Origin of the sequence: Campylobacter sp. VBCF_06 NA8 (genome assembly GCF_027737825.1) — a bacterium.
GTDB lineage: Bacteria > Campylobacterota > Campylobacteria > Campylobacterales > Campylobacteraceae > Campylobacter_B.
The window spans coordinates 91,166-111,373 of the sequence record NZ_JAOVUB010000005.1 but is presented as its reverse complement, the minus strand read 5'-3'; the positions used below and the strand labels follow the sequence as shown (position 1 = coordinate 111,373).

At 40.6% G+C, this 20,208-nt stretch carries 21 protein-coding genes and 1 rRNA gene; 8 read left to right on the top strand and 14 right to left on the bottom strand.

Annotated elements, in window-relative coordinates:
• From OFO10_RS07315 to nspC, 5 genes are all read right to left on the bottom strand, one after another.
• A 16S ribosomal RNA gene (locus OFO10_RS07315) occupies positions 1-126 on the bottom strand; the annotation flags it as partial.
• A 300-nt stretch (positions 127-426) separates the two neighbouring features.
• Positions 427-1,452, bottom strand: a complete 1,026-nt coding sequence (gene selD, locus OFO10_RS07310; protein WP_270866679.1) for a selenide, water dikinase SelD — start codon at positions 1,450-1,452, stop codon at positions 427-429.
• Positions 1,449-2,045, bottom strand: a complete 597-nt coding sequence (gene yedF / locus OFO10_RS07305; protein WP_270866678.1) for a sulfurtransferase-like selenium metabolism protein YedF — start codon at positions 2,043-2,045, stop codon at positions 1,449-1,451. The genes selD and yedF overlap by 4 nt, the downstream gene beginning before the upstream one ends.
• Positions 2,046-2,109: 64 nt before the next feature.
• The gene (locus OFO10_RS07300) at positions 2,110-3,063 is read right to left on the bottom strand and encodes a formate dehydrogenase subunit gamma (RefSeq protein ID WP_270865263.1); all 954 of its coding nucleotides are present in this window, start codon (positions 3,061-3,063) and stop codon (positions 2,110-2,112) included.
• A gap of 68 nt (positions 3,064-3,131) precedes the next feature.
• Positions 3,132-4,289, bottom strand: a complete 1,158-nt coding sequence (nspC, locus tag OFO10_RS07295) for a carboxynorspermidine decarboxylase (protein ID WP_270866677.1) — start codon at positions 4,287-4,289, stop codon at positions 3,132-3,134.
• 86 nt (positions 4,290-4,375) lie between these two features.
• Between nspC and OFO10_RS07290 the strand changes: the two genes are divergently transcribed.
• Together OFO10_RS07290 and OFO10_RS07285 are read left to right on the top strand one after the other, a co-directional pair.
• Positions 4,376-4,597 carry a MoaD/ThiS family protein gene (locus tag OFO10_RS07290; RefSeq protein ID WP_270858133.1) on the top strand — a complete coding sequence of 74 codons (222 nt, stop codon included), beginning with the start codon at positions 4,376-4,378 and terminating at the stop codon, positions 4,595-4,597.
• 1 nt (position 4,598) lies between these two features.
• Positions 4,599-5,051: a molybdopterin synthase catalytic subunit gene (locus OFO10_RS07285; RefSeq protein ID WP_270866676.1), complete on the top strand. Its 453-nt coding sequence runs from the start codon at positions 4,599-4,601 to the stop codon at positions 5,049-5,051.
• Positions 5,052-5,134: 83 nt separating this feature from the next.
• Here OFO10_RS07285 and OFO10_RS07280 read toward each other — a convergent pair whose 3' ends face one another.
• From OFO10_RS07280 to OFO10_RS07255, 6 genes are all read right to left on the bottom strand, one after another.
• On the bottom strand, positions 5,135-6,934 hold the full coding sequence (locus OFO10_RS07280; protein WP_270866675.1) for a hypothetical protein: 1,800 nt from the start codon (positions 6,932-6,934) through the stop codon (positions 5,135-5,137).
• 68 nt (positions 6,935-7,002) lie between these two features.
• The gene (locus OFO10_RS07275) at positions 7,003-7,638 is read right to left on the bottom strand and encodes a protein-L-isoaspartate(D-aspartate) O-methyltransferase (protein ID WP_270866674.1); all 636 of its coding nucleotides are present in this window, start codon (positions 7,636-7,638) and stop codon (positions 7,003-7,005) included.
• Between the two features lie 132 nt (positions 7,639-7,770).
• Positions 7,771-8,793 carry a ribonucleotide-diphosphate reductase subunit beta gene (locus OFO10_RS07270; protein WP_270862616.1) on the bottom strand — a complete coding sequence of 341 codons (1,023 nt, stop codon included), beginning with the start codon at positions 8,791-8,793 and terminating at the stop codon, positions 7,771-7,773.
• Between the two features lie 49 nt (positions 8,794-8,842).
• On the bottom strand, positions 8,843-9,523 hold the full coding sequence (locus OFO10_RS07265) for an anaerobic ribonucleoside-triphosphate reductase activating protein (RefSeq protein WP_270866680.1): 681 nt from the start codon (positions 9,521-9,523) through the stop codon (positions 8,843-8,845).
• 63 nt (positions 9,524-9,586) lie between these two features.
• A complete protein-coding gene (gene nrdD / locus OFO10_RS07260; protein ID WP_270858139.1) occupies positions 9,587-9,751 on the bottom strand; it encodes an anaerobic ribonucleoside-triphosphate reductase in 165 nt (54 codons plus the stop codon).
• A 35-nt stretch (positions 9,752-9,786) separates the two neighbouring features.
• On the bottom strand, positions 9,787-11,886 hold the full coding sequence (locus OFO10_RS07255; RefSeq protein WP_270862615.1) for a ribonucleoside triphosphate reductase: 2,100 nt from the start codon (positions 11,884-11,886) through the stop codon (positions 9,787-9,789).
• Positions 11,887-12,026: 140 nt separating this feature from the next.
• Here OFO10_RS07255 and OFO10_RS07250 point away from each other — a divergent pair, with 140 nt between their 5' ends.
• The 4 genes from OFO10_RS07250 to OFO10_RS07235 all read left to right on the top strand — a co-directional run bounded on the left by OFO10_RS07250 (position 12,027) and on the right by OFO10_RS07235 (position 14,729).
• Positions 12,027-12,560, top strand: a complete 534-nt coding sequence (locus OFO10_RS07250; protein ID WP_270866673.1) for a hypothetical protein — start codon at positions 12,027-12,029, stop codon at positions 12,558-12,560.
• Positions 12,561-12,625: 65 nt separating this feature from the next.
• Positions 12,626-12,838 (top strand): 30S ribosomal protein S21, encoded by a 213-nt coding sequence (rpsU, locus tag OFO10_RS07245; protein WP_270858142.1) that lies wholly within the window; start codon positions 12,626-12,628, stop codon positions 12,836-12,838.
• 134 nt (positions 12,839-12,972) lie between these two features.
• Positions 12,973-14,337, top strand: a complete 1,365-nt coding sequence (locus OFO10_RS07240) for a sodium-dependent transporter (RefSeq protein WP_270858143.1) — start codon at positions 12,973-12,975, stop codon at positions 14,335-14,337.
• 8 nt (positions 14,338-14,345) lie between these two features.
• Positions 14,346-14,729: a hypothetical protein gene (locus tag OFO10_RS07235; protein ID WP_270866672.1), complete on the top strand. Its 384-nt coding sequence runs from the start codon at positions 14,346-14,348 to the stop codon at positions 14,727-14,729.
• 219 nt (positions 14,730-14,948) lie between these two features.
• Here OFO10_RS07235 and OFO10_RS07230 read toward each other — a convergent pair whose 3' ends face one another.
• A complete protein-coding gene (locus tag OFO10_RS07230) occupies positions 14,949-15,701 on the bottom strand; it encodes a sulfite exporter TauE/SafE family protein (RefSeq protein ID WP_270862611.1) in 753 nt (250 codons plus the stop codon).
• A 9-nt stretch (positions 15,702-15,710) separates the two neighbouring features.
• Positions 15,711-16,463, bottom strand: a complete 753-nt coding sequence (locus tag OFO10_RS07225) for a YaaA family protein (protein WP_270866671.1) — start codon at positions 16,461-16,463, stop codon at positions 15,711-15,713.
• Between the two features lie 70 nt (positions 16,464-16,533).
• Between OFO10_RS07225 and OFO10_RS07220 the strand changes: the two genes are divergently transcribed.
• Complete coding sequence (locus tag OFO10_RS07220; protein ID WP_270866670.1) at positions 16,534-17,796, top strand: anthranilate synthase component I family protein; 1,263 nt, start codon at positions 16,534-16,536, stop codon at positions 17,794-17,796.
• Positions 17,793-19,394: an anthranilate phosphoribosyltransferase gene (gene trpD / locus OFO10_RS07215; protein WP_270866669.1), complete on the top strand. Its 1,602-nt coding sequence runs from the start codon at positions 17,793-17,795 to the stop codon at positions 19,392-19,394. The genes OFO10_RS07220 and trpD overlap by 4 nt, the downstream gene beginning before the upstream one ends.
• A gap of 61 nt (positions 19,395-19,455) precedes the next feature.
• Here trpD and OFO10_RS07210 read toward each other — a convergent pair whose 3' ends face one another.
• Complete coding sequence (locus OFO10_RS07210) at positions 19,456-20,202, bottom strand: hypothetical protein (protein ID WP_270866668.1); 747 nt, start codon at positions 20,200-20,202, stop codon at positions 19,456-19,458.
• Between the last annotated feature and the right edge of the window lie 6 nt (positions 20,203-20,208).

Sequence of the window (20,208 nt, the reverse complement as noted above, 5' to 3'; positions counted from 1 at the left end):
TAACTATACATTACTCACCCGTGCGCCACTAACTCATAAGAGCAAGCTCTTACTTGTCCGTTCGACTTGCATGTATTAGGCACGCCGCCAGCGTTCACTCTGAGCCAGGATCAAACTCTCCATAAAAAACATATCAAAGATAAAAAGAAACTTTTTATCTTTTAAATTCAATTTATGAAGTTTTTAATCTAAAAACTTAATTGTTTGTAACTTTTAAATTTGACAATTATAAAAATTGTCCCCAGCTCAATCGATCACTTGTTTAGATTTCAAAGATTGACTAAAAGATAGTTTTTGACAATAATAAATAAAATAACACGCATTGGAAAATAACAGAAGTTAGATTTCAAAAACGGAAAGTGGATTATATTCAAGGGTTGCTTAAAAAGAGATTAAAACTAGAAAAAATTTTTGAAATTTTAAAATTTAATCTTTAATCAAAATTTTATTTTCTGCCCGTTTTACGATGCGACCCACGATAGTGGCACTTTCATATCCTGCATTTTTTAAATTTCGCACTGCCACGGCAACATCTTTTTCACTTATAGCGAGCAAAAGCCCGCCACTAGTTTGCGCATCGGCTAAAATCACTTGCGCTTCTTTATCACAAAACGGAGCGATAAATTTCAAATTTCTATAACTTCCGCCAGGGATTAGCCCCTCATCTAGGCACTTTTGCACGCTTGCAAAAAGCGGAATTTCACGCACAAAAATTTCAAAACTGATATTTTCATTTATCATTTCTAGCGCGTGTCCTAAAAGCCCAAAGCCGGTAATATCGGTCGCAGCGTGTATTTCTAGCCCACTAAGCGCACCCAGAGCGTATGAATTTAGCCTAATCATACTCTCGATTGCGTCGCGAAATTCAGCGAATTTTAAAAATTTCGCCTTTATCGCCGTCGAAATTATGCCAGTGCCAATAGCCTTTGTCAGCACGAGCAAATCGCCTTCACGCGCAGTGTTATTCGACCAAAATTTCCCCGGCTCAACCACGCCAGTAGCGCTTAATCCATAATAAATTTCTTTCGTTTTTATCGTGTGTCCGCCCACTAGCACGCCACCGCACTCGCTGATTTTGCTCTTGCCCCCAGCTAAAATTTCTTGCAAAATTTCATCACCAAAATGACAATCATCAAATCCAACGATATTTAGAGCGTTTATCACTTTTGCGCCCATTGCGAAGATGTCGCTGAGCGAATTTGCCGCGGCGATTTGGCCGAAAATATATGGATCATCGACAATCGGCGTGATGAAATCGAGCGTCTGCACGAGCGCCAAGCTCTCGCTTATGCGAAAGACGCTTGCGTCCTCATTACTATCAATCGACGATAGTAAATTTGCATCGGGCGCGATTAGGCTTCCAAGGTTTTTCGTTAGACCCGCCGGGTCCAGCTTGGCTGCTCAACCCGCTGCGCTGATAAATTTCGTAAGGTTAAAATCACGATAAATCATAGTTTTATAGCTTCGTATTTTGATAAAATTTCCATAATCTCATAAGCGTTTGAAATTTCGCCAATAGCTAACTTATCGACTAATTTATAGCTTTCCAAACAGCTTCCGCAGCTTAGTATTTCCACGCCCGCCTCGCTTAAATTTTTTAATGCTTCAAAGCTTGGGTGAGCGCGATTCGTGGTGATAAATACGGCGTTATTTACGCAAATGACTTTGGCTGGTTTTTGCTCTAAATTTAATAACGCGCCCAAAAATTTAGCCAAAAGCGCCTTGCCGACTGCGCCAGAACCGCAACTTTCTTCGTTTAAAAACACTACCTTTGGCTTAGCGAAATTTGGCGTATCACAAAAAATATCGTCCAAACTCTCATCTTTTAGCTCATCGGTTTTGGTAAGCGAAATCGTGGCTTCACCGCCATTTTCGCTGATTTGCGCGTCAAATCCGTTTTTTTGCAAAAATCGTTTTATGTTTTCTTTGGGTGCGATATCATTAACCAAAATTTCCAAATTTTCGCCGATTTTTAGCGAATTTAGGGCTTTTTTGGTAAGCAAAAGTGGCTCGGGGCACGATAAATTTCGACAATCTAGTTGCAAATTAAATCCTTAAAAAAATATCTTTGACACGCAAAGCTAGCGAGGAAAAATCCTCGCTCAAATTTTATAAACGAGGATATTTTTCCTCAAACTGCGATTTCGCCACGCTTCCTTTATCCAAAAGCTCGCGATACCAGTAGTGGTGGAGCACATAAACTTCTTCTTCTGGTTTGTGTCCATCAATCATAGAGTGGATTGCTCCGCTGATCGCAAACACAGCCATATAAATATGCACACACAAAAACACAGCACAAACTGCACCAAGCACATTATGCACGATGACACTAGCACGCAAAACTTCGATTTGGCTCACGCCACCCATTGCGCCATTTACAACAGGGGCATTAAAATCCAGAAAATACATAGCTGCGCCAGTAGCTATCATAACCATACCACCAAGTGTAGCGACCCAAAACCACGATTTTTGTCCAGCGTTAAATTTGCCAGCAGGGATTGTGCGTTTGTTTTTGCTCAAATATCCACCTACAATAAGCATCCATTTAATATCATAAAATCTAGGAAGCATACGCCAAAACCATGATAAAAACATCGGAATTACAGCAATTGCAAAAGCTATGGTAGCAATACCATGAGCGTTTTTACATAATCTCACAAAAGTTCCACCACCAAAACTCTCACCAAACATCATAATCAGTCCAGTTGGAACCAAAATCACCCACGAAATTGCTGCAATAAAATGAAATCCACGCTCAAATAAACTAAAAGCATAAACTGGCTTACCAGCGTGATGATCAAAGTGTTTTGCGCCTACAATCAAATAATGTCCAACAAACGCCACCAAAACACCAAGCACAGCCCCAAAAGCTAGCCATGCAAAAAATCCTGAACTTTGTAATTGCACAAAAAGCGGTGCTAGGCCGTCTTCGTATAAATTTATGTTTTCTAGTCGGGCTTTCCCCCACACATTATTCCCACTAGTTTGCACAACCTGTGCATATGGTCGGTCCTCGGCATACGCGCCCAAACAGGCGCAAAGCACACAAAAGAACTTCTTCATATATTTCCTTGACACAAAAATTTAGGGATTATAGCGTTTTAAGCCAAATTATGGCTTAGAAAATTTTATTAGTTTCTTCGCCTAAATTCCTCATAACCAAACTCTATCATATCCTCGACATTTCCGCTCTCATCTACCATTATTAAATTTGGCAATTTTATACCGTTAAAGGTCGTGTTTTTGACTATCGTGTAGTGAATTTGGTCTTCAAATATCACCCTATCGCCGATTTGTAAAGGTTTGTCAAATTTATACTCTGGCTCACCTGCTTCCAAGCCTACAATATCGCCAGCTAGGCAGGTATTTCCACCGAAACGATAGACGAATTTGCCCTCTTTGCTCTCATTACGCACCGCAGGACGATATGGCATAAGCACGGTATCTGGCATGTGCGCCTCAGCCGAAGTATCCAAAATCGCGATGTTTGCGTCGTTTTCAACGATATCAAGCACGCTAGCGACTAGATATCCGCACTCCCAGCCCACAGCCTCGCCCGGCTCTAAAAATACCTCCACGCCGTATTTTTCGCGGAATTTTTTGATTAAGCTAATTAGCAATTCGACATTGTATCCCTCGCGCGTGATATGGTGTCCGCCACCGAAATTTAGCCATTTAATCACACCAAAATATTTGCTAAATTTCGCCTCAAACGCCTCTAAAACGCGCTCTAAATTCTCCGCACCCTCCTCGCAAAGTGCATGAAAATGAAATCCACTAATCCCCTCTAAAAACCCGCTCTCTTCGCTAATAGCGCGGTTTAGTGCGTCCAGTGTCATACCCAAACGGCTAAATTTACCGCACGGATTGTAAGCGTCTTTGGGTGCAAAAGAAGTTTGCGGATTTAGGCGAAGCCCGCATTGCACGCCCGCACTCATCGCCTGCGCGCGGTATTTTCGCCACTGAGAGGCACTATTGAAAACCACATGATCGCTAAGGGATAAAATTTCAGCCATATCGCACTCTTTAAAAGCTGGCGAGTATGTATGCACCTGCGCGCCCGCTCCAAGCATTTGCCTAGCGAATTTCGCCTCGTGCAGACCACTGCAAGTAGCCCCTGAAAGGTATTTTTTCACCAAAGGCATACTAAGGCTAAACGCAAAGCCCTTTAACGCACACAAAACCACTGCCCCACTTCGCTCGCCCACGCTTTGCAAAAGGGCTAAATTTGCCCGCAATTTCGATTTTTCGCACACATACGCTGGGGTTTGAATTTCATCAATTTTCATAAAAATCCTTTTGTAAAATTTTTTAATTATATAAAATTTTATAAAATTTTGGCTAAAATCGCCGAATTTTAAATCAAAGGAAAGATATGGTAGAAGTGGAATTTTTAGGTCCAATCGGCAAAGAGCCGATGAAATTTGACGCCAAAACGCTAAGCGAAGTAAAAGAGATTTTAAGCAAAGATAGCTCGCTAAAAGAGTGGCTATCTAGCTGCGCCGTGGCTGTAAATGACAAAATGGTCTATGAACTAAATACCGCGCTTAAAGACGGCGATAAAATCAGCCTTTTGCCACCGGTTTGTGGGGGTTGAGATGAAATTTGCTGGCAATTTTTCTTTGCACGATGGCGCGCTTGATATCCCTGCGATTTCGAATTCATGGTATGAGCGTTACAAAGGCGCAAACTGCGGTGCGCTGATTACTTTTATCGGCATTGTGCGCGATGAAGACGGCATTAGCGGACTTAGTTTTGATATATACGAGCCGATTTTGCGCTCGTGGTTTCAATCGTGGCAAACAAAGGCGCAACAATCTGGCGCGCAGGTCTTTTTCGCGCACTCAAAAGGCGATGTGAGCGTGCATGAAAGCTCATATATCGCGGGCGTGCTAAGCCCACAGCGCAAGTTCGCTCTTGCTTTAATAAACGATTTTGTCGAGGATTTTAAGGCAAATGCGCCGATTTGGAAATACGATTTGATAAAGGGCGAGCGAATTTACGCTGCTTCTCGCTCGCAAAAACTGCGCGGCGCAGGTATTTTGGGGTGAAATTTATTTTGAAAATTTTGCTTTAAATTTAAACTACTAAATTTTATAAAAACACTCAAATTTACGGGTTTTACCCCGTAAATTTAAAATTTAAACACATCTTTTGCAGATGAAATTTGTTTTGCCATTGCAATATCGATTTTTTGATAACCGCATTTATAAATCGGCTCCAAAACCTCGGTAAAAAAGGCGTTTAAGCCCTCTTGGGTGATCTGCTCATTGCTCGCATACCTTGCTAGCCCCATGAAAATACCATGTCCGATTTCGTTGCCAAAGCGTGCTTCCTTGCCCATGAAATCGTTTAGCGCGTGGCACACAGCCACTGTGGCTTTGGCGTTAGCGACATGGTTGTCGTTTAAAAAGTCTTCGAGCACGCCATAATCGCACTCGCATTTGATCCAGCGAAATGCTTTCGCGCTGGACGGGGAAATTTGGGTGTCATTGACATTTGCTGCGCAGATGATAAAGAGGTTTTTTGGCACGGCGAAATAGGATTTATTGTCTTTAACGATCACGCTGAATTTTTCCATTTCCGCCTCATCAAGGGTGTCGATGAAGTGCGAGTTTTTGGTGCGGATGATAGAGAGCGGGTCGTTTTCGTCATATCTGCGCTCCAAAAGCGCAATGCTCTCGCCAAAAATTTCATCGAAATTTCCACTATCAATGGAATCGATTATCAAATAATACTCGCCTTTTGGATCTTTTAGCGCCTTTTTGCAAAGCGCCTTAAATTCGCCATTTACTAGCCTATCTCCCACGAAACCATCGATAAAATCGCTATATGAGAAGCTCTCATGGAAGCTAAGGTAGCAAAAATGGCTAGGGCTTAATTTTTTATCCTTGATTAATGCGCGAATTCTTCTAGTTTTTCCTGAGCCGATTGCGCCGAAAAATATAGTATTTTTGGCGACTTCCTCGCTTTTGTAATTTTGCAAATACTCGAAAAATAGCGAAGCATAGACCGGTTTGGCGTTATATGGAGCTTGGGCAGGGTATGGTTCGAACTCGCTCATAAATTTCGCGCTAGCCTCGTAAAAATCGGAGAAATTCTCGATTTGCATGGTGTAGAGCGAATTTAGCAAATTCACGCTTTCATTTGTGTATAAAAATGTCGGAAGCTCGTCGTTAGCCTGAGTGAAAATACTAGCTAGCAAGTAGAGTTTTTCTGGGCTTGCCTGCTCTAAGTCCGCGCCCGCACCCACGCCTAAATTCAGCGAACCCTCGTCGCCTAAATAATGCTCTAATAAGAAAAAATTGTCCGCCTTCATCGTGGCTTTTAAAAACTCAATTACGACAAAAGGCTGATTATGCAAGCAAATATCAAAAAATTCGCTGGCTAAATTCGCATCGATGCTGATAAATAGCCTATACATCGTGTCGTAAAAATTTATGATTTTTTGCTTAAATTCGTTTCGTTGAAGGCGTTCTTGCGTCGCCATATTGAAATTTTTGATTATATTTTCTATGAAAATGTAGAGTGAGACGACATCTTTATCCTCACCGCTAAGCACGCTCTCGACGCTAGTCGCGGCTGTTTTTGGGAAAAGGTCTTTTTTGGCTGCAATGCGATCTTTGAAAACAAAATCGTAATAAAACGCACCGATATTCGCGTCAAAAAACTGCTCCATAAAAAAATACTCAGCATGCGGGAATTTCTCACCGAAGCTTAAAATTTTGTCGCTTCTTAAATTTCCGTCGCTGAAATTTATGTATAAATTCGACAAAAAATCGCTCTCAAAATCATCGAAACTATTTAAATTGTGCTTTAAAGTTTGCAAATATTTTGAAATGGCTAGGTGTTTTTTGACCCAATACTGGTTTTTGCTATGATTTTTCCAATCGCTAGCAAGCGCGGTAATTTGCTCTTTTGTGAAATCTTGCATGGACTTTTCCTTTTAAGATAAATAAAACCTCGCAAGATACCTAAATTTAAATAAATAATAAATAAAACTTATTGTATGCCCGAAATCAGCGGGACAAATTCGCACGCACCCAAATTTTCTTGGCTTATCTCGCTAGGCGAAATTTTATGAAATTTAATGATATATTGCGCTCCGTCAATACTCATGGGAGCCACCAAAATACCGCCAATTTTAAGCTGAGCGAAGAGCCTGTCGCTAATTTTGGACGCGCAGGCTGAGAGCAGTATCCTATCATAAGGCGCAAACTCGCGCCAGCCCACATTGCCGTCATCGTGGCGGAGATTTATGTTGCGAATACCCAAATTTGCGAAGTGTTTTTTCGCCTCGCCCACTAGCCTCTCTACGCGCTCCACGGCAAAAACCCTACGCACCATATATGCCAAAATCGCAGACTGATACCCGCTCCCACAGCCGATTTCTAGGACATTTTCTACGCTCTCATCAATGTCAAGCGCCATACTCATTCTAGCCACAGTTAGCGGAGAGCTAATCCACTGAGACGCCAAAATCGGTTGCGCATTTAAGCTAAAAGCATGCGCGCTAAATGGGGCAAACTCGCTACGAGATACGCTTTTTAATGCGTCATAAAGCGCTGGCGAAATCGCGATTTTATCAGCGATTTCCTCCGCCATTTTTTCGCAACGAAGTTTTTCTAAACTATCCAAAATTTTCTCCATTATTTTAAAATGAACTACGAATGCCGACGATTTTTTGCGGGGCGGACGAAGGGCTAGACTAAGTCGTCTGCCCGAGTTCGCAACGCAAAAAAGCTAGGCTGGGTTCAACCGCCAAACTCCCTAGAAATCGTCGAAACTCAAACTTCCTTTTGAATAATTCGTAACCTTACTTTCAAAGAAATTTGACTTTTGATCGTTAAATTTAGAGAAATCATCGACCCATTTTATCGGGTGAGAGGCGCCGTATTTTTTCTCTAAACCAATCGCAAGCAATCGTTGATCGACTAGGTAGTGTATGTATTCTTCGATGATATCGTCTGTAAAGCCCATGATTTGGTTATCTGTGATATATTTGCCCCATTTGATTTCCAAATTTCCAGCTGTTTCAAACATTTCGTAAATTTTGCTGATATTTTTCTCGTGGAAAAGATCAGGTCGTTCCTTGCGCACAGAGTTTATCATGTTTTGGAAAAGTAGTAGGTGCGTGATTTCATCTCTTTGGATAAATCTAATCATCTGCGCTGAACCAAGCATTTTGCCAGCACGCGCCAAGGCATAAATCGAAGTAAATCCGCTGTAAAAATAAATGCCCTCTAAAATTTGATTCGCAACCATGGCTAAAAGCAGTTTATCGTCCGTAACCTCGCCTGCTAGCTCCTCATACACGCTCGAAATATAGGCGTTTTTCTCGCGCAAAACATCATCGTGTTTTTCCATTTCATAAATCAAATCAGTATTTTCGCAAATCGCCTCGACCATTACCGCGTAACTTTTGCTGTGATTTGCCTCTTCGTAGGCTTGGCGAGCTAGCACAGCGTTGATTTCAGGGGCTGTTATATAAGGATTTATGTTATCAGCTAGATTATTTGTCTGGAAGCTATCCATGGAGATTAGCTGACTCCATACCAAATCATACATGCGTTTTTCGGCGGTTGTGAGATTGAAGTTATAATCCCTCACATCATCAGTCGTATCAACCTCTTTTGGAAACCAGGTGTTTGCCTCCATAATGTCCCAGAGTTTGAGCGCCCATTGGTATTTTGCCTTGGTGAAATTTAGTATTCCGTGCGGATTGCCGTTGAAGACCTTGCGATTGGTGAGAGTTTCGTCTGAAAAAGGGTTGTAGATTTTTTTTCTATCCATAATTTTGCCTTTTTTTGAAATTTAACTCGCAATTCTAGCAAAATACAAATTAGAAATTTCTAAGAGAGATTTTTAGAGGCGAGATTATCTTAGAGGGGTCGAAATTTTGCTTTGGCGCGCCAAGACCGCCCAAATTTTCGCCAGTATCAAGGAAATTTTGCAAAAAATACTCGCCCGTGTATCCCTGCTCGTGCAAAATTTGCGCCATTTGCGAAATGTCGCTTGCGCTTAAAAGATCGCTATGCACAGTAGTTCGCACCTCAAAAGCAAAATTTGTGGATAATAAAAATTTCAAAGTTTGAAGGAAATTTTCGTAAAAATTTGATTTTGTGATAAAGCTAAATTTAGCCTCATGCGCCTTAAAATCGAGCGAGACAAAATCGACTAAGCCCAAATTTACGGCGTTTTGTATGATTTGTGGATTTGAGCCGTTTGTGTCGATTTTGACCTCAAAACCCAAATTTTTCGTTTTTTGCAAAATTTGCATAAATCCCTTAGCGCAGGTGCATTCGCCCCCGCTAAACACCACGGCTTCTAGCTTACCTACGCGCGAGCGCAAAAACGCGAATAGCTCATCTTCGCTGATTTTGCCCTCGCCACGCACGACGCTCGGGTTGTAGCAATACCGGCATCGCATATTACACCCCGCAAACCACACAATAGCCGAGAGCCGCTCAGGGAAATCTGTCATCGTAAATGGCGTGATATGGTAAATTTCAGAATTTTGCATAATTGTGAATTTTAAAATTTCGCCAAATTTAAACACGCTAAATTTGGCGAAATTTAGCAAATTTTATTTTTCTTCGAATTTTACCTTATTTTCGTCGAAAAACACTCTCTCTTTGTGTTCGCCCTTTTTGCCTACATTGAAGCTCTCCACAGGGCGCAAATACCCCATTACACGGGTATAAACTACACATTTTGTGCGTTTTTTTTCTAACTCTTTTGGGAATTCCATCTTTTGCTCCTTATTTAAATTTCAAATTTCAAATTTCAAGCACCCTTGCTCTCATACTCCGCCATTAACTCAGCGTCGCATTTCGGGCAGTATTCGTGCTCGCCTGCGATATATCCATGCTTCGTGCAGACGCTAAATACAGGCGAAATCGTAATGTATGGGAGTTTGTAGTTGCTAATAACATTTTTGATAAATTTCTTGCACGCTGTGCCTGAACTAATGCGCTCTTTCATATACAAATGAAGCACCGTGCCCCCTGTGTAGCTACTTTGTAGCTCGTCTTGCATATCCAGCGCCGCGAACGGATCGTCGCTAAAACTTGCTGGGACTTGGGTCGAGTTTGTGTAGTAGATATTTTCGCCAAAGCCCGCTTGTATGATATCTGGGTAGCGTTTTTTATCCTCTTTGGCGAAGCGATATGTGGTGCCTTCCGCTGGCGTTGCTTCGAGGTTGTATAGATTTCCTGTGTTTTCTTGGAAAAGGCGAATTTTATGGCGCAAATACTCGATCAATTCTAGCGCAAATTCACGGCCAAATTTGGTCGTAATATCCTCTTTATCATCTGTGAAATTTCTAATCATTTCGTTTGCGCCGTTAATGCCAATGGTGCTAAAATGGTTGTTAAAGCCCGGCAAATAGCGCTTGGTGTATGGATACAATCCGCGTTCGAACATCTCTTTTACAAACACACGCTTTTTCTCCAAAGTGCTTTTTGCTAACTGCAAAAGCGTTTCGAGCCTAGCGTAAAGCGCCTCTTTATCGCCTTTGTAAAGGTATCCAAGGCGGGCTAAATTTATCGTTACCACGCCGATACTTCCAGTCATCTCAGCACTGCCAAAAAGCCCGCCACCGCGCTTTAAAAGCTCTCTAAGATCTAGTTGCAGTCTGCAACACATCGAGCGAACTGCGCCCGGTTTGTAGGCTTTTGGATTTTCGACTTTGTTGCCGTTTTCGTCCGTGATATACTGGCTTCCGACGAAATTTTGAAAATAGCTTGATCCGATTTTGGCTGTGTTTTCAAACACTGCATTTGCTGCGTCGCTGTCCCAGTCGAAATCCTGGGTGATATTTACGGTAGGAATCGGGAAGGTAAATGGCTGACCGCATTTATCGCCAGCTGTCAAAACCTCGTAAAATGCGATAACAATGCGTCTCATCTCTGGCTCAAAATCGCCGTAAGTAAGCTCGATAAGTGAGTTTTTGCCACGCTCTTTTGCCCTTTGCAACAGCTCCTCATCATCGATTCCCTCAAAAAGGTGGTGTTGGTTTGAGGTAGGGATTTGCGCCTTTAAATCCTCTGGGCAGGTCATATCAATTGTAACATTTGTAAATGGGCTCTGACCCCAGCGCGCTGGGACATTTAGGTTATAAACGAAGCTTGTGATTGCCTTTTTGATCTCTTTGTCGCTTAATTTATCCTTAAAAACATAAGGGGCGAGATAGGTATCAAAGCTAGAAAACGCCTGCGCTCCCGCCCACTCGCTTTGCAAAATTCCTAAGAAATTCGCCATTTGATGAAGCGCCTCTCTAAAATGCTTCGGAGCCTTGCTCTCTACGCGACCCCTAACGCCGTTAAATCCCTCATCGAGCAATACCCTTAGGCTCCAACCAGCGCAGTATGCGGTTAGGCAGTCTAAATCGTGGATATGATAATCGCCGTTTCTATGCGCAGCGCCTTCTTCGCGCGAATACACCTTGTCTAGCCAGTAGTTTGCGATAACCTTGCCAGCGGTGTTGTTGATCAATCCTGCGTTTGAATAGCTTGTGTTTGAGTTGGCTAAAATTCGCCAATCTGATTTGCCGATATATTCATTAACGGTTTGGGTGCAGTTTATGTAGGTGGTGTCTTCTTCTAGCCCATAGACATGCTCTCTTTGCATTTTGTGCGTGTGGCGATAGATCATAAAGCTTTTTAAAACATCGAAATTTCCGCTTTCAAACAGCTTTTTTTCTATTATGTCTTGGACATCTTCGACGCTTAGGCTATCTTTGAAAACAATCGTTTTTAGGACATTTTCGAAGACTTTTTCATCAAAATTTGCGCCTACGCTTTCATAGGCTTTTTTGATAGCGTCTTTTATTTTGTAATCTTTGAATTCTTGAAAACTACCATCTCTTTTAATAATTTTTATCATTAACTCCCCCTAAAAAAGAAACGCGAAAGTATAGCAAGATATAGTTAAAATTTATTGAATTTTGTAGTTTTAAAAACAAAGTTAAATTTAACCAAGGCTTAGTATAATTTCGGATAAAATTTATTTTGTAGGACGAATTTATGAAGGGTTTGAAATTTGCGATTTTAGCTGTTTTTATAGCTATGTTTTTGGGTGGCTGTATCGCCAAAAAGTCCCCAACTAGCGCGCAAAGTAGCAGTAGCGAGCAAAATTTAAAAAGCGCTAAAATTTCAGAAGCTACGCTTAAAAAGCTAGCAAGCGATAGCACAAAAAAACTCCTTGCTTCCAAAAAAATTTCAAAGCAAAAAAACCGCTTCGCAATCGTGGGAATTAGCGAAATTTCATGCGAAAAAAAATGCGATTTCAACACCGATTTTTTGAGAAAAAAACTCAAAGTAGGTCTGATACACTCGGGCAAAGTCGTAGTCATCGACGCGCCTAGCACCGATGAGCTAGTTTTTAGCAATGACGGGCTTAAAAAATCCAACGCCTCGCACGCAAATTCGATTTATTCGCCAGATTTCCTTCTGCTTCCTAGCGTCAAATTTAGTGGCGAGAAAAATGGTATTTTCGAGGTTTCGCTAAAAGACGCAGAGAAAAAAAGCGAAATTTGGAGTTATAAAAACAAATTTTAATGCCAAATTTAAGCTTATTTTGGCTAAAATCACGGCTTAATTTTTTTCGAAAGGTGGTGAGGAGCGTGCCAGGAGTTAAGGTGCATCCGAACGAATCATTTGATGAAGCTTACAGACGCTTCAAAAAACAGACAGATCGTAACCTTATCGTTACCGAAGTCCGTGCTAGAAAGTATTTCGAGCCTATGACTGAGATCCGCAAAAAACAAAAAATTGCGGCTCGCAAAAAAATGCTTAAAAGACTTTACACACTTCGCAGATACGAATCTCGTTTGTAATTCTCGGGCGAATTTCGCCCGAATTTCTCTCTTAAATTTTCGCTTAACCGAATTTTAAATCTTAATCAAAATTTAAATTAATTAAATTTTAAATTTGCTATAATCCCTGAATTTTTCGCAAAAAGGAAACCATAATGAGCAAAAATAAAATTTTTTCATCTCGTTGGGCTTTTATTTTAGCCTGTGTCGGCTCGGCTGTGGGCATGGCCAATGTCTGGGGCTTCCCGTATAAACTCGGTGCCAACGGCGGTGGCGCGTTTTTACTCATTTACATTTTTTTCATCGCACTTTTTGCCTATGTCGCGCTCTCAGCCGAATACGCTATCGGCAGACGGGCCAAAACTGGCACTCTTGGCTCTTATGAGCTTGCGTGGAAATCGCGAAATTTAGGCTTCATTGGCAAAATTTTAGGCTGGCTTCCACTAGCAGGGTCGATGTGTATCGCTATCGGATACGCTGTCATCATTGCTTATGTGCTAAAAGCCCTATTTCAGGCGCTCAACGGATCACTTATGAGCGTGGATACATCGACTTGGTTTGGCTCGTTTGCCTTCACGCCATATTCTGTGGTGCCATTTCACTTCATCATCGTTGCCGGCACGCTTTTTAGCATATTTTTGGGCGCGAAAAGTATCGAGCGCACAAACAAAATCATGATGCCACTATTTTTCGTGCTTTTTGCCATTTTAGCGGTGCGCGTGGCACTTTTAGACGGAGCTGGGGCTGGGTATAAATTTATGTTTAGCGCGGATTGGAGCAAGCTAAGCGATGCCAATGTCTGGATCACGGCCATGGGACAAGCGCTCTTTTCGCTCTCTATCACAGGCTCAGGAATGCTCGTATATGGCGCGTATCTGCACAAGGACGAGGATATCGTCGATGCGGCGAAAAAAACCGCATTTTTCGACACAATCGCTGCTTTTGTGGCGGCTTTGGTAATGATACCTGCGCTTTTTGCTTACGGCGAGGACCAAACAGCGGGCCCTGGACTGCTTTTCGTAACACTGCCAAAAATTTTGCAAGACATGCCAGGTGGCGGAATTTTTGCGATTATTTTATTCACAGCAGTTATTTTTGGTGGAATTTCATCTTTGCAAAATATGTTCGAGGCCGTAACTGAGTCGCTTTTGCATAAATTTCCAAGCTTAAATAGGGCTTTGGTTTTGGTGATTTTGTGTGTGGTCTGCTTCGGAATCGGCGTAAATATGGAGACAATCGCGCCAAGCGACACAAACCCAGCGACCACATTTTACGAAGTTCATCTACACAACTGGGGTCCGTGGATGGATCTAGTATCTATCTATATAATCCCAATCGGCGCGGTTTTGGGCGCGATTTCGTGGTTTTGGATTTTGCGCAAGGACGAGCTTTTGGACGAAATCAACACAGGCTCGGCTAAAACATACTCAAACGCCTGGTATTATATCGGCAAATTTATCTATGTGCCAATCGTGCTTGTTTTGTGCGGTATCGCATTGATAAACAAAGTCGCGTTTTAAGTAAAATAATGTATAAACAATGCGAAGTTTGTAACGAAAAAGTAAATAAATTGCAAAATTTATTTACTTTTAAATTCGATGAGTATATAAAATGCAAAAATTGTGGAACAATATATGAAATATCAAATATAAAATTTTGCAATTTTTTATCAAATATAGTCGAAACTTTTTATGCTCTTTTTTGTATATTTTTTTCTATTGGATTTGCAATATATATAGATGAAAATTTTGATACATATTGGTTGATTTCCGTGTTTATTTTTGTATTTTCTTGGTTTTTATTATCTTTTATTTGTATGTTTTTGGAGTGGTTAATTTTACTTTTATTTGTCACTAAATTTGAAATTTCAAAAGATGATAAAAGAGATAAAAAAACGAAATATATTCACTAATTTGTTTGGCAAACAATTAGGTAAATTTAAAAATTGAAGTAATTTTATGAGAAATTTATTTTTACCACCAAAAGTAGCTATGAAATTTAAATTTCGCAGAATTTTGCCATTTACTCTGCTTTTAATTTGAGCTTTGTAGATTGCTTCGGAAGCCACTTCGCGCTTCCTCGCAATGACACTTAAAAGCAAAATTTCGCCAAATTTTAAAATTCCGAAATTTTACAAAATCCCAAAATCAACCCCGAGCGTCTTTTTAAGGGCCAACAAAAACATCACCACATACATCACCAAAAGGCATTTTTTCTGCGTGCTTTTAGCCACTTTGTGCGAAATCTTCGTGCCAAAATACACGCCCACAAGGCCACCAAGCCCCATTAACACGCCCTCTAAATACTGCACATTGCCATTATACGCCATGCTTAAAAATCCGCTAAACGAGCTAAAAATCACGAAAAATAGCCCCATTGATACGGCTTTTTTGATATCCACGCCTAAAAATCCCACCAAAATAGGCGTCAAAAAAATCGCCCCGCCAACGCCCATACTAATGGCGATTGCGCCGATTGCAAAGCCTACGGCAAAAAGCAAAATTTTGGCTGGTTCTTTGGGAGCTTGATTTTCGACATTTGTCATCAAAACCCTGCAAAACGCGATTGTCAAAGTCAGCAAAAGTCCGATTTCTAGGACGATTGAAGCCACATTTGCGACGATGAAGCCAGAAAGCGACGCGCCACAAAGTCCGCCAAGCCCCACAATCACGCCACTATCGAGGCGGAGTTTGCCTGCTTTGTAGTTTAGATATGACCCAAAAATCGCGCTAAAAAGCATTTGCAAAATCGAAATCCCCACGGCTTCTTTGATATCATATCCTAGCGCCATCATTATCGGCACGACGATTGTGCCGCCACCAATGCCGAAAAACCCGGAAATACAACCTACCAAAATCCCTAAAAATGGTATTATAAAAAGCATTTTCTCCCCTTAGTTTTCGCAAATTTCCAAAACTATCTCTTTTTTAAGCGAAATTTCTCTGATTTCGGCTAATTTTACACCACTAAAATTTAAATTTAAAATTTCTCGTTCGGTTTTGGCTAAATTTCGTGCGATTTCGCGTAATACTTTCCCGCGATACGCCTTGGCGTAGTGACTGAGCACCTTGCCATTTTTGATAAATTTAAAGCTTAGATGCGGGACTTTTAACTCGTAAAATTTCTCATAAAACCCAGCGCGCAGATCCACCACGCACTCGCCGTTCCCCACTTCGCTCTCCAAAATTTCATCAATTTTCGCGCTAAAATTTTCCCTATAAATTTTTGGCAAATCAAGCCCAGCGAATTTCTCGCCTTGTTTAAGCTTGTATTCAGGGAGCTGGTCGCGCCCCAAAATCGGCCCAAAAAGATTTGAAAAAATTATCACATTGGCGCCCAAAAATTCGCGCGCAGTATTTTCAAGCTTAGCGTAAGCTAGTGCCTCATACGCCACGCCAGTGTAACGCTCCAATGCGCTCACACAGCCTTTTTTAAAGATACTCTCCCGCAAACTTTCATCAATTTGTTTAAGCCCAAAAAGCTTAGCCAACTCCGCTTCACTAGCATTTGCGACAAATTTTGCATACTCTTTGACAGCGTTTTCTCGCACCCCACTCTCATCGCAAAATTCGAAATTTGACAAATCCAAAATTTTATCCGAGCCGATTTTCGACTTCATCTCGCTTGGCGAAAACAGAACTTTCATCACAATCCTTATACAAAATTTAAGCCCATTTTACTATAATTTAAGTTACAAAAAAATACAAAGAGGGCACATGTTTTTAAAAGATCCGATTTTTTATTTCAAAAATATTTTATCTAGGTTTCCAAATTCCTATCTCGCCGAAGACGGCGGGCAAATCATCATCGGCATTGACTGCGAATATTTGCAAGGCGATGACTTAGATAAGCTCAAATTTGCCCTACAAAACACCACGCAAATTTGCGAATTTGCAGGGCTTTTTGGAGTGCTAAGCTACGAAGCGGTTTATAAATTTGAACGACTTGGCGATATTAAGCCACGCCTTTATGATTTTCCGACATATTTTTACGCTAACGCAAGGGCGTATTTGCACTACGACAAACAAAGCAAAATTTACAGCTTTTATGGCGAAGGAAAATATTTTGAAAATTTGGAAAATTCCAGCGATACTGCGTCAAATTTTGAAAAACTCTATAAAATCAAAACCGATTTAAACGCCGAAAAAAGCGACGCCGAGCGTATTTTTAAAAAAGCAAAAGAGTATATCAAAAGTGGCGATATTTTTCAGGTCGTGCCGTCTCAAACACTGCAAATTTATTCGAATTTAGACCCTTTGGAGTTTTATGAAATTTTAAAACGCCAAAATCCAAGCCACTATATGTATTTTTTCCCGACACCTTACGGCGTGGTAGCTGGAAGCTCCCCTGAGCTCGTGCTTCAAATCAGAAATAACGAAATTTTTGTCGCTCCCATAGCAGGAACTAGACCTCGTGGCAAGGACGCAAACGAAGATGAAGCCCTAAAAAATGAGTTACTTGGCGATGAAAAAGAGATGAGCGAACATAAAATGCTAGTTGATTTGGCGCGAAACGACATTGGCAAATTTGCCAAAAAAGGAAGCGTGAAAGTGCGAAATTTAGCCCATGTGCAGTTTTTTGAAAGCGTTATGCATATCGTCAGCGATGTGCGTGGCGTAAAAGATGAAAGCAAGGATAATTTTGATGTTTTGGGTGTGGTTTTTCCTGCCGGCACACTTAGCGGAAGCCCAAAAATTCGCGCTATGCAAATTATAAACGAATTAGAAAGCCACGCGCGTGGGATTTACGGCGGCGGGATTGGGTTTTGGCATTTTAACGGTGATTTGCAAATGGCGATTTTAATCCGTTCTGCGATTTTCGTGCGCGACAGGGCAAACCCTGAATTTAGTGATATTTTCGTGGGCGCAGGATACGGGCAGGTGTTTGATAGCGTGTTTGAAAACGAATACGCCGAAATCTGCAACAAACGCAAATCTTGCCTAAAAATTTTTGAAAAAACCTGCAAGGAAATGCAATGATTTTAATGATTGATAATTACGATAGTTTCGTATTTAACATATATCAATATGTGCTTGAAACTACTGATGAAGAAATAGTTTGCAAACGAAATGATGAAATCACGCTTGAAGCGATTAAATTTTTATCGCCAAGCAAAATTATTTTAAGCCCTGGTCCAAAACACCCAAAAGACAGCGGAATTTGCCTAGAAATTTTAAAGGCAAATTTAGGCATTCCGATTCTTGGCGTGTGTCTTGGTCATCAAGCCATAGGATTAAGCTTTGGTGCGAAAATAAAAACGCTAGAAGTGCCAAAACACGGCAAAACTAGCGAAATTCGCGTAGTGGGCGAAAATGCTGTTTTAGCTGGACTTCCAGCTAAATTTGAAGTTATGCGTTATCACTCGCTTTATGTAGATGAATTGCCTGAGTGTTTGGAGATTTCAGCCGTGAGCGAAGATGGCGTCATAATGGCGATGAAGCACAAAGAGCGCGAAATTTACGGCATTCAGTTTCACCCTGAGAGCTATTTCACGCAGTATGGCAAAAAAATCATTGAAAATTTTGTAAATTTAAACAAACCAAAAACACAGGAGAAAAAAATGAGCAATTTCGCCCCATTTATGATAAAGCTACAAAAGGGCTATCCGCTTGAAAGTGGCGATTATGAAGAGATTTTTAGTGCCGTTATGGCAAAGGATTATGACATTGTCCAACTAGCTGGTTTGCTCGTGCTAATTAGCGAAAAATCGCTCTACCCTGATAGTCTAAGCGCGCTTGTGCGAAGCGTTTTGAAATACTCCAAAACTTACAGCGACGAAAGAGCTATGCTTGACATCGTAGGCACCGGCGGAGACGCGCTAAAAACGATAAATATCTCCACGACCTGCGCGTTTATACTCGCTTCTCTTGGCGTCAGGGTCGGCAAACACGGCAACAGCGCAGTATCAAGCAAGAGCGGATCGAGCAATATCTTTGAAGCCTTAGGAGTGCCGTTAAATAGCGATCTTGGCGAACTTAGAGCGCTTATGGATAAGACAAATTTGGCGTTTTTCCATGCGCCGTTTTTTCACAAGGTTACAGCCGAAGTCAAAGAAGCACGAACTCGCCTTAAAATCGGCACTTTCTTTAATATTTTAGGACCTTTGCTAAATCCAAATTTGACCCTTTCGAACCAAGTCGTAGGCAACTACCACGAAGAAGTAAATGAGCTTATAGCGCAAACTCTGCAAAAACTAGGTCGAAAGCACGCCCTAGTCGTGCATGGCATGGACGGCATGGACGAGATCACGCTGTGCGACGAGACGCTCGTGCATGAAGTGCGGGGCGAGAAAATCATCGAGTATAAAATCACGCCTGAGCAATTTGGCTTTAACCGCGCCTTTCACACCGACATCGAGGGCGGGGATAGTAAATTTAATGCTGAAATTTTTAAAAGCACGATTAAAGGCGAGTTAAAGGGATCTAAACGCGACATAGTCGTGCTAAATGCGATGTTTGCTTTGTATGCAGCTGACTTTGCCAAAAGCCCAACCGAGGCCAAAGAGATAATCGAAAACGCCATTGATAGCGGCAAAGTGTGGGAATTTTATCAAAATTATATTAAGAATTTTGGGTAAATTTCCAAAAAATAAATTTAAATTCTCGGATGAAATTTATAAAATCCGAGAATTTTATACACTATTTTAAACTTCCAGTAATCAGCGAACAAGTTCTTTCTAAGAAATTTTCGTAATCATTTAAAATTACGCCATTATCAAAATTATCTGATATTTTATTGCTATATTGCATTAAATTTTTATCATTAATTATGCTTTTGTAAAATTCAATATACTCATTTTTATCTTTGAATTTATAATTTTCTTCTTTTTCTTTTAATTTTACGACAACAAAAAGCATTTTATTTGGCGTATGAAAATAAATATCGGCATTATCTTGCGATAGTTTTATATATTTGTCTAAATTATGTTGTGAAATAATATCATAGTTTTTAAAGGCTTTCTTATCATCATAATGCGGAACTTTCTCAAAAATAATAAAAATTTGAAAATATGGAATTTTATTTGTCCTTATGTTTGCTGTTTCACCAAGCATATTTTCAAAGTAATTATTGCTATTTTGAGAATAATTTTGCATTACAAATTTTATACCATAACTTGCCACATCTTTTTTATTTTTTGTTATTGAAATATCAACGGTTTTTTCATAATATCTACCAAATATTTTACTCTCTTTTCCATTGCCATATCCGAGAGATTTTATTTTGAAAGTTTTGCCCAAATATTCTTGCAAATCTTTTGCTATTTGCCCATGTAAAGGTTTTAATTTTTCATTACTCCTAGAACCTTTCCCAAACTTTTCACTTTCTAAATTTAAAAAAATTTTAAAAGAATTTTTTATAATTTCCAAAAATTCCACATTATTCATCTAAAA

Bases quoted from the DNA above. Each gene is read 5' to 3' on its own strand.
- OFO10_RS07225 (WP_270866671.1), bottom strand. From the start codon at position 16,463: ATGAAAGTTCTGTTTTCGCCAAGCGAGATGAAGTCGAAAATCGGCTCG.
- trpD (WP_270866669.1), top strand. From the start codon at position 17,793: ATGATTTTAATGATTGATAATTACGATAGTTTCGTATTTAACATATAT.
- OFO10_RS07285 (WP_270866676.1), top strand. From the start codon at position 4,599: ATGAAATTTGCTGGCAATTTTTCTTTGCACGATGGCGCGCTTGATATC.
- OFO10_RS07255 (WP_270862615.1), bottom strand. From the start codon at position 11,886: ATGATAAAAATTATTAAAAGAGATGGTAGTTTTCAAGAATTCAAAGAT.
- OFO10_RS07290 (WP_270858133.1), top strand. From the start codon at position 4,376: ATGGTAGAAGTGGAATTTTTAGGTCCAATCGGCAAAGAGCCGATGAAA.
- OFO10_RS07235 (WP_270866672.1), top strand. From the start codon at position 14,346: ATGTATAAACAATGCGAAGTTTGTAACGAAAAAGTAAATAAATTGCAA.
- OFO10_RS07240 (WP_270858143.1), top strand. From the start codon at position 12,973: ATGAGCAAAAATAAAATTTTTTCATCTCGTTGGGCTTTTATTTTAGCC.
- nspC (WP_270866677.1), bottom strand. From the start codon at position 4,289: ATGAAAATTGATGAAATTCAAACCCCAGCGTATGTGTGCGAAAAATCG.
- OFO10_RS07230 (WP_270862611.1), bottom strand. From the start codon at position 15,701: ATGCTTTTTATAATACCATTTTTAGGGATTTTGGTAGGTTGTATTTCC.
- OFO10_RS07280 (WP_270866675.1), bottom strand. From the start codon at position 6,934: ATGCAAGATTTCACAAAAGAGCAAATTACCGCGCTTGCTAGCGATTGG.
- OFO10_RS07220 (WP_270866670.1), top strand. From the start codon at position 16,534: ATGTTTTTAAAAGATCCGATTTTTTATTTCAAAAATATTTTATCTAGG.
- OFO10_RS07270 (WP_270862616.1), bottom strand. From the start codon at position 8,793: ATGGATAGAAAAAAAATCTACAACCCTTTTTCAGACGAAACTCTCACC.
- OFO10_RS07210 (WP_270866668.1), bottom strand. From the start codon at position 20,202: ATGAATAATGTGGAATTTTTGGAAATTATAAAAAATTCTTTTAAAATT.
- OFO10_RS07250 (WP_270866673.1), top strand. From the start codon at position 12,027: ATGAAGGGTTTGAAATTTGCGATTTTAGCTGTTTTTATAGCTATGTTT.
- nrdD (WP_270858139.1), bottom strand. From the start codon at position 9,751: ATGGAATTCCCAAAAGAGTTAGAAAAAAAACGCACAAAATGTGTAGTT.
- OFO10_RS07265 (WP_270866680.1), bottom strand. From the start codon at position 9,523: ATGCAAAATTCTGAAATTTACCATATCACGCCATTTACGATGACAGAT.
- OFO10_RS07300 (WP_270865263.1), bottom strand. From the start codon at position 3,063: ATGAAGAAGTTCTTTTGTGTGCTTTGCGCCTGTTTGGGCGCGTATGCC.